Below are 12,546 nucleotides of genomic sequence, written 5' to 3'. Positions count from 1 at the left end.
ATGGCGATGGGCGAGAAGTCGAACCGCACCATGAACGTGCTGATCGTCGGCGTCGGCGGCCAGGGCGTCATCATGGTCTCAAAGGTGCTGGCGCAGCTCTGCCAGGCCGACGGCCACGACGTGAAGCAGAGCGAGGTCCACGGCATGGCCAAGAGGGGCGGCGGCGTCTTCAGCCACGTCCGCTTCGGCCCCAAGGTCTGGTCGCCGACGATCCCCGAGGGCGAGGTCGATATCCTGGTCGCGCTGGAATGGGCCGAGGGCCTGCGCTGGCTACGCCACCTGAAGCCGGACACCGGCACCTTCATCGCCGACTGCCAGAAGATCGTGCCGCCCTTTGCCTGCCTCAGCCGCAAGCGCGGCGCGGAACCCGCCTATGCGCCCCAGGCGCCGGAGGAGATCATCGAGCAGGTGCACGCCGGCTATGTGATGGACGCAACGACGATGGCCGCCAATCTCGGCAACGCCAAGGCCGCCAACACGGTGCTCCTCGGCGCCCTGTCCACGGCGCTCGATTTCCCCGAGGACGCCTGGCTCGACGTCATCTCCGCGACCGTTCCGGAGAAATCCGTCGAGATCAACCGCAAGGCGTTCGCCGAGGGTCGCGCCTGGGCCGGCGCCGCGCCGAAACGCATCGACGTCACGCCCGACGGGCTCCATAAGGCGCATGTCGAAGTGCACCACCCCGAGGTCGAGACGGTCGTGGAGATCGTCGCGGACTGGTGCAAGGGCTGCGACATCTGCGTGAAGATCTGCCCGGAACGCTGCCTGCGGCTCAACGGCCAGCTCAAGGCGGAGCTGGCGCTGCCGGATCTTTGCACCGGCTGCCAGCTCTGCGCCTGGCTCTGCCCGGACCTCGCGATCACCGTCACCAACACGCCGGTCGCCGATACCCCCGCCACGACCAAAGCCGCCACGGAGCCCGCCGAATGACCGCGCTGCGCCGAAACCTGGAAGGCAACGAAGCCTGCGCGCTCGGCGCCATCCGCGCCGGCTGCCGGTTCTTCGCCGGCTACCCGATCACGCCGTCCTCCGAAGTCGCCGAGGTGATGTCGCGCGAACTGCCGAAGGTCGGAGGCACCTTCGTCCAGATGGAGGACGAGATCGCCTCCATGGGCGCGGTGATCGGCGCCTCCATGGGCGGCGTCAAGGCGATGACCGCCACCTCCGGCCCCGGTTTTTCGCTGAAGCAGGAAAACCTCGGCTATGCCTCGGGCGCGGAAATCCCCTGCGTCATCGTCAATGTGATGCGCGGCGGGCCCTCGACCGGCATGCCGACGCGCCCGGCCCAGGGCGACATCATGCAGGCGCGCTGGGGCACCCATGGCGACCACGCCATCGTCGTGCTGGCGCCGGCTTCCGTCAGCGAAGCGTACTCCGAGACGATGCGCGCGGTGGCGCTGTCGGAGAGGCTTCGGGTCCCGGTCGTGGTGCTCCTCGACGAAATCATCGGCCACCTGACCGAGACCGTCGACCTTGCCGCCATTCCCGACGGCCCGGAGGTCTGGCGCAAATTCGCCGACGGCCCGCGCGAGGGTTTTTTGCCCTATGCCGTCACCGACGATCTCATCCCGCCGATGGCGCGGCCCGGCGACGGGTTCAGGGCCCACACCACGGGGCTGACCCACGCGCCAGGCGGCTTCCCGACGCAAGTGCCCGCAGAGGCCGCCGCTGCCGTGCGGCGCACCACCGACAAGCTGACACTGCACCGCGAGGAGATCGAGCGCTGGCAGGTTCTTGAGGCGGACGACGCCGATCTCCTGATCGTCGCCATCGGCATCTCGGCCCGCGCCGCCCGGCTCGCCATCCGCGAGCTCCGATCCGAGGGATTGAAGGCCGGCCTCTTCCGCCCGGTGACGCTCTGGCCGTTCCCGGAACAGGCGCTCCGCGACGTCCTCGCCAGATCGGGCGCCCGCACCGTGCTGGTCCCGGAGATGAACCAGGGGCAACTGGTGCTGGAGGTGGAGCGCGTGCTTGCCGGCAGGGCCGAGGCTCGCCCGCTCAACCGCATCGATGGCCAGGCCATCTCGCCCGACGACATCGCCCACGCCGCAAGGGAGGCGCTGGCATGAACGCTCCTTTGAAAACCGACCCGTTCGACATCAACGCCTGGATCCGCCAGGAGCAGATGCCGCATTTCCTCTGCCCCGGCTGCGGCCACGGCATCGCGCTCCGCGCCCTCCTGTGGGCGATCCACGACCTCGGCCTCGACAAGGACAGGCTGGCGGTCGTCTCCGGCATCGGCTGTTCCGGCCGGCTCAGCGCCTATATCGACGCCAACACGTTTCATACCACTCACGGCCGGCCGCTGACCTTCGCCACCGGCCTGAAGCTCGCGCGCCCCGACCTCCACGTCATCGTCATCACCGGCGACGGCGACTGCCTTGCCATCGGCGGCAACCACCTGATCCATGCCGCACGGCGCAATCTCGACATCACCTGCCTGATGCTCAACAACGAGATTTACGGCATGACCGGCGGTCAGGTCTCGCCCACCACCTCTGAGGGGCGCTATACCTCGACGACGCCGGCCGGCAACACCGAGCCGACCTTCGATGCCTGCGCGCTCGTTGCCGCTGCCGGGGCCGGCTTCGTCGGCCGGGACGTGACGGCGCAGGTGCTGTCGCTCCGCGACCTGATCCGCCAGGCTATCGCCCATCCGGGCTTCTCCTTCGTGGAGGTGCTCTCGGACTGCACGGAGATCTACGGCCGCAAGAACGACCTCGGCGCCTCGCCGGAGATGATGCTGGCGAAGAAAAGCGCCATGCGCCCCTTCGCCTATCGCAACACGGTCGACGTGCCGTTCCGGCCGAACCATCTGAAGACCGGCGTCATCGCCCGCAACGAGCGGCCGGAATACGGCGCCGCCTACCGGGCGATGGCAGCCCGCCAGCGCGGCGAGGAGGAGGCGTGATGGCGACGACGGAAATCCGCTTCAGCGGCAGCGGCGGCCAGGGCCTCCTGCTCTCCGCCCGCATCATGGCGGCGGCGCTCGCCGGCGCCGGCCGCACCGTCGCCCAGTCGAACGCCTATGAGCCGGTCTCGCGCGGCGGCCTCAGCCGCTCCGACCTCGTCGTCAGCGACGGCGAGGCCGACTATCCGTTGGCAAGGCGCCTCGACTACCTGCTGATCCTCGACGATGCTGCGGCGCGGGCTTCGGATGGCCTCCTCGGTGCCCATTCTCTGGTCCTGGTCGATGCCGAACGGGTCACGACCGTCCCCGAAGGCCCCTTCCGCGCGCTCCGGCTCCCCTTCACCGAGACCGCCCGAAACCTCGGCAACCCGCGCGTCACCAACATCGTCGCCCTCGGCGCCCTGACGGCCCTGAGCGGCCTCTGCCCGCCCGAGCCCCTCCTCGCCAGCATCCTCGCCATGACCCCCGCCAAACTCGAACGCCTCAACCAAAACGCCTTCGCCGCCGGTCTGACGATGGCTGTGGCCGAAGTGGCGTGAGGGCTGAGGCCGGGCAAAACAGGGAGACGGCGTGGCACCGGTCGCGCGCCCGTTCCCGGCTCCGATCTTAAGAGCGGCCCCTCAAGGTCCCTGGCAGAGGTCCCGGACGATTTCCGCGAAGGCGCGCTGGGTGTCGGTCTGCTGCAGCGACTGGGCGTGGGCGATGACGTATTGGAAGGTCACCTTCGGCTCGAACGGGCGGATGACGACGCCGTTGTTGAGCCAGGTCGGCGCCGCGAAGGGCTCGATCAGCGCGATGGCCAGCCCCGCCGCGACGAGGCCGTAGCCGGTGTGGGAGTTCTGGATGCCGATGCCGCGCTCGTAGTCGACACCGGCATCGGAGAGGATCTTCGCCACCCGGTTCCAGTTGACGAGGCCGCTCGGCAGGATCCGGAGCACATCCTCGCCGATGAAATCCTCCGGCGTCACCACCTCCTTCTGCGCTAACCGATGGGATTCGTGCACGGCGCAGACGTGCGATGCCTCCATCAGCGGCTCCTGGACGATGCCGGTCACCTCCGGGAAGGCGAGCGTCACCGCCAGATGCGACAGGTGCGTCTGCAGCCTTGTGACGATCTCCGAGGACGAGAACCCCTCGATGACGAGGCTGACCTCCGGATGGTCGACCCGGAACCGCTTGACCGCTTCGGGAAAGATGTAGGTGGCGAGCGCCGGCGTCGCGCAGACCTTGAGGTCGGCCGGCCGCTGGGTGCGGATCTGTTCGGCCACCCGCTCCACATGGTCGAGGCCCATATAGAACTGCTCGACGCCCTGGTAGAAGCGCAGCGCCTCCGTGGTCGGCGCCAGCCGGCCCTTGACCCGATTGAACAGGCGAAAGCCGAGATCGGCCTCCAGGTCCGCGATCAGGCGGCTGACGGCCGGCTGGGTGATCGCCATGGCGTCGGCGGCACCGGTGGTGGTGCCGGTCACCATCACATAGCGGAAGGCTTCGATCTGTCGGTAGCGCATGGCCTCAGGAGAGTTGGCGCCGTCGGGTAATGACGACGATCCCTGCCATAAGAGCGAGCGTTGCGACAATCAGCAAGGTCATCAGCGCATAGAGCGCCGGGCTGAGGCCCACCTGCTGATATTGGGACCAGAGATAGGTCTGCACGGTATTGCGGCCGCCCTGGACGATCGAGGTGCGGATGGTCTCGTTGAAGGAGAGGATCAGCGAGAACGCCGCCGCCCCGAACAGCCCCTGGCGGATGCAGGGCAGCTCCACCTTCCAGAACGCGGCGAAGCGGTTGGAGCCGAGCACATAGGCGGCCTCCAGATAGGTCTGCTCGAAACTCGCCATCACCGTCATGATGACCAGCGTCGCGAACGGCAGCGCCCAGAGGATCTGGACGACGCTCATGGTGAGCAGCGACGGCTCGACGCCGAGCACCTTGAAGAACACGGCCATGGCAACGCCCATGCTGACGCCGGGAACGAACAGCGGCAACAGCACGAGGCCGAGGATCAGCCGCGGCTTCTGCCATTCGCGCAGCGCCTGGGCGATCGCCAGTGCCAGAACGGGCGTAACCACGGCGACGATGGCGCCGATCATGACGGTGTTCCAGATGCCGCCGATGAGGAGCGGGTCCTCAAAAATCGCCCGGTAGCTGACGAACAGACCGCCGGTCTCCGCCGAGGCACCGGCGAACGAGCGCAGCACCGGCGGCACCATCGGCGCATAGAGGAAGACGAGCACCAGGGCGACGAAGCCCCAGACGAGGCCGTTGGCGGCGCGCTGCGCGGATGTCGGTGCCGGCGTCGTCATCGGCGCCCCATGATCTTGCCGAGGAAGAGGCGCAAATCGAAGAAATAAAACCACGCCACCAGCAGCGCCAGCATGACGACGACGGAGAACGTCGACATCGCCGAGGCCAGCGGATAGTTGATGACGTTGAGCGAGGAGATGATGGAGTTGCCGAGAAGCTGGTAGCCGGTGCCGCCGAGGATGACGGAGACGGCGAATTCGCCGAAGGCGCCGACGAAGCCGAAGATGGCGGCGGCAAAGACGCCCGGCAGCGACAGCGGCAGCGTCACCCGCCAGAAGGTCATCAGACGGCCCTCGCCGAGCACCCAGCTCGCCTGCTCGTAGCGCTTGTCGGTGCCCGACAGCGACAGCCAGATCGGAAAGATCATGAACGGCATATAGGCCGTGACGAGCCCCAGATAGACCGCGAAATCGCTGTAGAGCAACCAGTCGAGCGGCGCATCGGTGAGGCCGAGCCCCATCAGCGCGCTGTTGACGAAGCCGCTGCGGCCGAGGATGTCCGACCAGGAAAAGGTGCGGATGATGAAGTTGACGAGGAAGGGTACGGAGAACAGGAACAGCGTCACCCCGACCAAGGTCGGCCGCACCTTCTTGGCGACGATATAGGCGAGCGGATAGGCGATCAGCAGCATCAGGACGGTGGACGAGGCCGCCACCCAGAGGCTGCGCCAGAAGACCTCGATCCGGACCCCGGAGAGGAACGTCGCATAGGCATGCCATGTAAAATCCGGGACCATGGCAAATCCCGTCTTCTTCCAGAAACTGACGGCGACCATGATCCCCAGCGGGCCGAGGATCAGGATCGCCACCAGAAGGAGCGGCAGGCCGAGCACGAGGACGCGAAGAAGAGCGTCGAAACGGATGCTTTTCATCGTGGTGTCCTCAAGATCGGCGTGCCCGCATGCTGGATGGGAGGTTACGCAGCCGGGCCTATGCGGCCTTGAAGCGCTGCCACTCCTCTTCGTATGCCTCGACATGGGTCGGCCAGCGGTTCTGCCAGGTGCCGCCATAGGCGAACTTTTCCTTCACCCGGGCATCGATGGCCGCGATTTTCTCCGCCTCTTCCTTGGAGAACTCGTCCGGATGGGCGGCCGCATATTCCGCCGCCATCGGATTGGTCATGTAGCCGCGCATGCCGGTGATCTTGGCGCCGTACCAGGGGCCGAGCATGAAATCGAGCAGCGCGTAGGCGGCGTCGGTTTCTTCCTCGCTGCGGTCCGGGTTGTTGACCAGATAGGCGGCCATCGCCCACAGGAGGTAGCCTTCCTTCGGCGAGGCATATTTGACGTTGACGCCCTTGTCGCGGGCGACGAAGACCATCGGCTCCCAGCAGTCCATGACGTAGATTTCCTGGCTGGTGAGGAGGTTGACGCCCTGCTCGAAGCCCGACCAGATGAGCCGGAACTGGCCTTCCTTCTTCTTCTCGATCAGGAAGTCGATGACGCTCTTCAGCTCCGACGGCGTCATGTCGCCCGGGTCCTCGATGTCGACCAGCTTGTTGGCCTTCAGGTAGAGCGCGGTCTTCTGGCCGGTCGTCGTGTAGTTGTCCTCAAGGGCGACGAAGCCCTTGAACTTCGGATCGAAGAACGCGCCGTAGCTGTCGATCTCGCCGGTCTTGTCCGGCAGGTAGCCGAAGGAATCCGCCTGCAGGACGGTCGGAACGCCATAGAGCGTGCCGTCATAGCCGATGAAGTCGAAGCCCGGCGAACCCTCGGCGAGATAGGTGTCGATATAGGTGTTCTTGGCAAAGTTCGGCATCTTGGAGGTGTCGATGACCTCGATCAGGTCCGCCTCGGCGAGCGGCTTCTGCATGCCGCCGACGATGTTGATGAGGTCGAACGTCTTCTGCCCGCCGCCGGCGAGCAACTGGTTGACGACGGCCGACGGCGCATTGCCGATCGAGACCAGATTGACGTCCTTGCCGGTGGCGGCCTTGAACTTCGACCAGTCGCCGCCCGGATCGCCGACGCCGATATCGGCGATGGTCACGGTGCCGTCCGCGGCAAGGGCGGAAAACGGCGCAAAGCTGCCGGCGAGCGCGGCGGCGCCGACGAGGCCGGTGGTTTTCAGGAATGAGCGCCGGTCGAGCTGCGGCGTGAAACGCGAAAAGTCTGACATGAGGGACTCCCTGGCTCTTGGAAGGACAGTGATCGGGGGAAGGGTCCGATCACGCGGGAAGGGGTGGACCGGGTCCATTGTCTCTGGGCCTCAATCCGGCTCAAGCACGACGAGATTGTCGGCGTGAATGGAGATGTAGACGGTGTCTCCGACGGCCATCGGACTGCGCTGGGAAAGCGTCGCTTCCAGCGTCTGGCCGTCGGCAAGCTTCAAATGGTAGTTGCTGTAGAGGCCGCGATAGGTGATCGCCTCGATAGTGGCGTTGAGCGCCATGTCGGAGGTCGCGGCCGGCGGGCCGAAATGGACGGTCTCGCCGCGGATCGCAAGGCAGCCTGAGGAAAGGTCCCGCCCGCGCGGATCGACCTCGGCCTCGGCGCCGGCGAGCGCCACGAAAACCTTGTCGTCGCGGCGCCGGTACTCCGCCTGCAACACGTTGCAGCCACGGAAGAAGTGGGCGACGAAGGGCGTCCGCGGATAGCGGAAGATCTCCTTCGGCGTGTCGCACTGGACGTAGGCCCCGGCATTGAGGACCGCGACCCGGTCGCTCATCGTCAGCGCTTCTTCCTGGTCGTGGGTGACGTAGATGAAGGTGGTGCCGGTGCGCTGGTGGATGTTGCGCAACTCGTCCTGCATCTCGCGCCGGATCTTTTCATCGAGCGCCGACAGCGGCTCGTCGAGGAGCAGGATCGACGGGTTCGGCGCCAGCGCCCGGGCGATCGCCACCCGCTGCTGCTCGCCGCCGGAAAGCTGGGCAACGTTGCGCTCCCCAAAACCCTCAAGGCCGACGAGGGCAAGCAGGGATTCCACCCGCGCCTTGGCATTGACCTTCGACGTGCCGGTCTTGCGCAGGCCATAGGCGACGTTCTGGCCGACATCGAGATGCGGGAAGATGGCATAGTTCTGGAACACCATGCCGAGATGGCGGTCCCAGGGCGGCACGCGGGTCATGTCCCGCCCGTTGATGACGATGCTGCCGCGGTCGGGATATTCCAGCCCGGCGATCATCCTGAGGATGGTCGATTTGCCGGAGCCGCTGGGGCCGAGCATGGTGAAGAACTCGCCCCGGTCCACGTCCATGGAGAAGTCGTCCGCGGGAACCGCCGTCCCGAAGCGCTTGTGCAGCCCGCGCAGTTCGAGAATGGGCTCGCTCATGGCCGTGGCGCTGTCTCGGGGGGATCGACGGTGCGGGCCGGCGCGGCGGCAAAGGCGATCGGGGAACGCATCACGCAGCACCCCAGTCCGCGATGATCTCGCCAAGGGCGATGGAAACGGCGTCCGCCATCATGGAAAGCGCCATCGACGGTTCCGGATGGTGCGGATCGCAATGCTTTGCCACATGCTCGGGCGTGAACGGCACGTGCAGGAAGCCGCATTTCATCGGCAATCCGCGCTCGGCGACGAGATGGCTCACCGTGAACAGCATCTGATTGCACAGATGATTGCCGGCGGCATAGGAGACGATCGCCGGAATGCCCGCCGCGCGGATCGCCGTGACGATGCGCCGGTTCGGGATCGTGGCGGCGTAGGCCGTCGGCGCGCCCTTAATGACCGGAACGCCCTCAAGGCAGTTGCCGGACGCGTCCGGCACGTCGAAATCACGCCAGTTGGTGCCGAGCATTTCCGCCCGCATCGTCGTCGCCCCGGGGGCAAGGCCGATGCCGAGCCAGACGTCGGGCTTGTGCTCTGCGAGCGCCGCCTCGATCGTGTCCGTCAGCCGGTCGGTCAGCACCGGCACCTCGAGCGGAACGAGGTTGATGCCGGACCAGTCGCGGCCCGCCACGGCCCGTAAGGTCAATGTTGCGGGATTGTTTTCAGCCTTCGCCCACGCACCGTAGGCGGCCACCAGAATCGTCGGTTCGGCCGTCACGTTCACCCCTTCTGCTGGAATGGTGTTGTTGTTTTTTTGAAGTGTGTTCCGGCTCTGCTATAATATCAAATAGCATTTACTTATGCATACATGTCCTAATGTGATACACATGCCGCGGCGCACACAAAACCTGCGGTTCCGCGCCGGCCGCAGGCAGCCGCCATTAACCCCTTCCTGAAGCGTGGTCTTACGCCGCACTGCACCAGCCCGCTATCGGGCGTCCGCTCCCGCGGCGGCGCCGGACGCGAGTTCGATGATCTCGTCGGTGATCTCGTCCTGGCGCAGGCGCCGGTAGAGGCCGGTGAGGTCGTCGAGGCGCTCGTCCACATTGTGGCGGGCGGCGATCATCGCCCGCATCCGCGCCTCGTTCTCCGCGGCAAAGGAGAGCATGATCGCCTCCGAGAGTTCGGCAAAGAGGTACTCGTCGGCGAGCTGCGCGATCAGCGTTTGCGGATCCTGGGTGACCAGCGGCGGGATGCCCCGGGCCCGGACCGGGAACCGGTCGAAATCGAGCGGCACCAGGCTGCGGTCCACGAGCGCGACGGCGCCGCCCCCGTCGGCGGGAACGGCATGGACCACCGTCACCGCGGTGACGCCCGCCGAGAGCCGCTTCAGGACCGCATCGGCGAGCCGGTTGGCGAGGCCTTGGGTCTCGTCCACATGGGCGGCCATCGGCGCCGACCAGGAAACGTCCAGATCGCGCTCCGAGGCCGCCATCAGTCCCCGATCGCCGACAAGAAAAAGCTCTGCCGCCTCTGTCCCTTTCAGATGCTTCGCCGCAGCATCGAGCACCCGCTCGTTGAAGGTGCCGACAAAACCCTGTTCGGAGGAGAGCGCGATCACCAGGCGCCGCCCCGCCGCCGCGTCGCCAGAAACGTGTCCGTCGACGTCCGGCATCAGCGCGAGGGCATCGCCGATGGCCCCGCCGACCGTCTCGGCATAGGCGCGGATGCCGGCAAGATGGGCCTTGGCCTCCTGGGCCCGCGCCGCGGCGATGCCGCGCATGGCGGTGATCACGGCCTTCAATTGCCGGACGCTGCCGATCCGCTCATCGACCTCGCTGAGCCGCCCGGTCATGGCGCCGGCCTTTCCGCCACGATGTCCGCCACCAGCGCCTGCACGGCCTCGACGAGTGTGGATCGCGTCTCTGCCGTCAGCTCGCCCGTCTCCTTGAGCGCCGCAACCGCGCCTGAAGCCTGGGCGTCGAGATGGCCGGAAAGCCGTCCGCGCACCGCTTCGACGACCTCAGCCGGCACCGCATCGAAAACGCCCTCGGCGAGCGCGGCGAGCAGCGCCACCTCGTCGGCAAGCCGCAGCGGGGAGAACCGCGGCTGGGTGAGCAGCGCCCGGATGGCCTCGCCGCGGGCGATCTGCGCCTTGACGCGGGTGTCCGACAGGCCGCCGAAGCGCGTGAACATCTCCAGTTCCAGGAACTGGGCGTAGTCGAGCCGGACCCGGCCGGAGACGTCGCGGAGCGCCGGTTTCTGTGCCTTGCCGCCGACGCGGCTGACCGAAAGGCCGACATCGACGGCCGGCCGCTGGTTCGCGGCAAAGAGCCGGGAATCCAGCACGATCTGGCCGTCGGTGATGGAAATGAGGTTGGTCGGGATATAGGCGGAAAGGTTCCCCGCATCGGTCTCGGCGATCGGCAGCGCCGTCAGCGAACCGCCGCCGAGCTTTTCCGAAAGCTTCGCCGCCCGCTCCAGCATGCGGGCATGGACGTAAAAAATGTCGCCCGGATAGGCCTCGCGGCCCGGCGCCTCGCGGGTCAGGAGGGCGAGCTCGCGGTGGGTGGCGGCGTGCTTCATCATGTCGTCGACGACGATGAGGGCATGGCCGCCCCGGTCGCGGAAATACTCGGCCATGGTGAAGCCGGCAAAGGGCGCGATCCACTGCAGGCCGGGCGCGACGGCGGCCGGCGCGACGACGAAGATGCAGCGCTCCGGCGCCCCGTGCGCGCGCACCGCGTCGATCACCCGTTCGATCGCCGAGGCGCGCTGGCCGACGGCGACATAGACGCAGATCATGTCGCTGTCGCGCTGATTGATGATGGCGTCGACCGCGAGCGCCGTCTTGCCGGTGGCCCGGTCGCCGATGATCAGTTCGCGCTGGCCGCGGCCGAGGGCAAAGAGCGCATCGACGACGAGGACGCCGGTCTCCACCGGCGCCGCAACGAGATCGCGGTCGACGATGGCCGGCGCCGGCCTTTCGATCGGATGGCGTTCAGTTGCCGCAATCGGCGCGTCGCTGTCGAGCGGCCGGCCGAGCGGATCGACAACGCGGCCGAGCAGCCCCTCGCCCACCGGCACGCGCACCACCTCGCCCGTCCCGGTCACCCGCATGCCCGCCGTGATCTCGGTTGCCTCGTCGAGGATAACGGCGGCGATCCGATCCTCGTCGAGGGTCAGCGCGAAGCCGTAGCGGTCGCCCTCGAAGCGCAGCAGCTCGTCGAGCCGCGCATCCGGCAGCCCGGAGACGAAGGCGATGCCGTCGCCGACGCTCTCCACGCGGCCGACGGTCTCCGCCTCCGGTCCGAGCTTCGCCGAGGCGACCGTGTCGCGGCGGCGTTCCAGCCATGTCTCACCGGTCGGGTCAGGCGTCGTCATGGCGTGTCAGCTCCGCTTGAAGGTGTTCCAGGTCGGCCCGGAAACTGTTGCGCACGGACGCATGGCGGCCGGTGAGTTCCAGCCCGGCGATAAGGTCCGGGTCGACCGCAACATTAATGTCCACCTCGCGCCCGAGCGCCTTTGCGAGGGCGCTTTCGCAGGCGGCTTTCTCGTCGTCATTGAGCGCACGCGGAGCGGTGAGGGTCATCGGTCCGGCGCCATCGGCCAGTTCGGCCCGCGCCGCCTCCGGCAGGGCCGCAACGCCCTCGGCGAGGCCGCCGATGAAGCCGGCGATGCGCGCCTCTTCCGGAAGCCGGTCCAGCAGCCGCCTGGCGATATCGACCGACAGCCGGCCGGCCCGCGCGCTCATCTTTTTCTCCTCGGCCCGCCGCTCGCCGGCGATCGCGGCCTTCGCCTCGGCGCGCAGCTTGTCGGCGTCTGCCCGCGCGGCAGCCATCAGCGATGCCTTCTGTTTCTCGGCCTCCTTCTGCGCGGCGCCGAGGATCGCAGCGCGGCTCGAAGCTGTCTTTGCCGCCTCGGCCTTGGCCTTGTCCCGTTCGTCTTCGGCGGCCTTTCGTGCGGCTGCGGCGTCATCCAGCGTCTTTTCAGCCTCGGCCCGGCGTTCCGCGAGGATTTTTGCCACCGGCCGGAACAGGAACCGCGCCAGCAGCCAGACGAGAACGAGGGCGTTGACGGTCTGCAGCCCGAGCGTCCACCAGTCGATCTGCATGGCGGCGCGC

The 12,546-nt window shown here is 67.3% G+C and carries 13 protein-coding genes; 4 read left to right on the top strand and 9 right to left on the bottom strand.

All coding sequences use genetic code 11. The annotated features are described in order from the left end of the window. Genes M2319_RS01200 through M2319_RS01185 form a run of 4 tightly spaced genes read left to right on the top strand, consistent with a single transcriptional unit; the run spans position 1 to position 3,450 of the window. Positions 1-930: a 2-oxoacid:acceptor oxidoreductase family protein gene (locus M2319_RS01200; RefSeq protein ID WP_264599603.1), complete on the top strand. Its 930-nt coding sequence runs from the start codon at positions 1-3 to the stop codon at positions 928-930. After that, complete coding sequence (locus tag M2319_RS01195; protein ID WP_264599602.1) at positions 927-2,069, top strand: 2-oxoacid:acceptor oxidoreductase subunit alpha; 1,143 nt, start codon at positions 927-929, stop codon at positions 2,067-2,069. Before M2319_RS01200 ends, M2319_RS01195 begins: the two co-directional genes overlap by 4 nt. Next, complete coding sequence (locus M2319_RS01190) at positions 2,066-2,911, top strand: 2-oxoacid:ferredoxin oxidoreductase subunit beta (protein WP_264599601.1); 846 nt, start codon at positions 2,066-2,068, stop codon at positions 2,909-2,911. The genes M2319_RS01195 and M2319_RS01190 overlap by 4 nt, the downstream gene beginning before the upstream one ends. Beyond that, complete coding sequence (locus tag M2319_RS01185; RefSeq protein WP_264599600.1) at positions 2,911-3,450, top strand: 2-oxoacid:acceptor oxidoreductase family protein; 540 nt, start codon at positions 2,911-2,913, stop codon at positions 3,448-3,450. The genes M2319_RS01190 and M2319_RS01185 overlap by 1 nt, the downstream gene beginning before the upstream one ends. Before the next feature lie 81 nt (positions 3,451-3,531). On the opposite strand, the gene M2319_RS01180 is transcribed toward M2319_RS01185, so the two are convergent. The 9 genes from M2319_RS01180 to M2319_RS01140 form a co-directional block, all read right to left on the bottom strand. Continuing rightward, the gene (locus M2319_RS01180) at positions 3,532-4,419 is read right to left on the bottom strand and encodes a LysR family transcriptional regulator (RefSeq protein WP_264599599.1); all 888 of its coding nucleotides are present in this window, start codon (positions 4,417-4,419) and stop codon (positions 3,532-3,534) included. Positions 4,420-4,423: 4 nt separating this feature from the next. After that, a complete protein-coding gene (locus M2319_RS01175; protein ID WP_264599598.1) occupies positions 4,424-5,215 on the bottom strand; it encodes an ABC transporter permease in 792 nt (263 codons plus the stop codon). Next, complete coding sequence (locus M2319_RS01170; RefSeq protein WP_264599597.1) at positions 5,212-6,087, bottom strand: ABC transporter permease; 876 nt, start codon at positions 6,085-6,087, stop codon at positions 5,212-5,214. The genes M2319_RS01175 and M2319_RS01170 overlap by 4 nt, the downstream gene beginning before the upstream one ends. Before the next feature lie 58 nt (positions 6,088-6,145). After that, positions 6,146-7,333: an ABC transporter substrate-binding protein gene (locus M2319_RS01165; RefSeq protein WP_264599596.1), complete on the bottom strand. Its 1,188-nt coding sequence runs from the start codon at positions 7,331-7,333 to the stop codon at positions 6,146-6,148. Between the two features lie 90 nt (positions 7,334-7,423). Further along, on the bottom strand, positions 7,424-8,485 hold the full coding sequence (locus tag M2319_RS01160) for an ABC transporter ATP-binding protein (protein WP_264599595.1): 1,062 nt from the start codon (positions 8,483-8,485) through the stop codon (positions 7,424-7,426). A gap of 70 nt (positions 8,486-8,555) precedes the next feature. Beyond that, entirely contained in the window at positions 8,556-9,200 is a 645-nt protein-coding gene (locus M2319_RS01155; RefSeq protein ID WP_264599594.1) for a pyroglutamyl-peptidase I family protein, read from the bottom strand. Between the two features lie 210 nt (positions 9,201-9,410). Next, complete coding sequence (locus M2319_RS01150) at positions 9,411-10,277, bottom strand: F0F1 ATP synthase subunit gamma (RefSeq protein WP_264599593.1); 867 nt, start codon at positions 10,275-10,277, stop codon at positions 9,411-9,413. Further along, a complete protein-coding gene (locus M2319_RS01145) occupies positions 10,274-11,806 on the bottom strand; it encodes a F0F1 ATP synthase subunit alpha (RefSeq protein ID WP_264599592.1) in 1,533 nt (510 codons plus the stop codon). Before M2319_RS01145 ends, M2319_RS01150 begins: the two co-directional genes overlap by 4 nt. Beyond that, on the bottom strand, positions 11,793-12,536 hold the full coding sequence (locus M2319_RS01140) for a F0F1 ATP synthase subunit delta (RefSeq protein ID WP_264599591.1): 744 nt from the start codon (positions 12,534-12,536) through the stop codon (positions 11,793-11,795). The genes M2319_RS01145 and M2319_RS01140 overlap by 14 nt, the downstream gene beginning before the upstream one ends. Positions 12,537-12,546: the final 10 nt, after the last annotated feature.

Source organism: Rhodobium gokarnense (assembly GCF_025961475.1).
GTDB lineage: Bacteria > Pseudomonadota > Alphaproteobacteria > Rhizobiales > Rhodobiaceae > Rhodobium > Rhodobium gokarnense.
The sequence above is the reverse complement of the archived record's forward strand: the minus strand, read 5'-3'. Positions and strand labels throughout refer to the sequence as shown.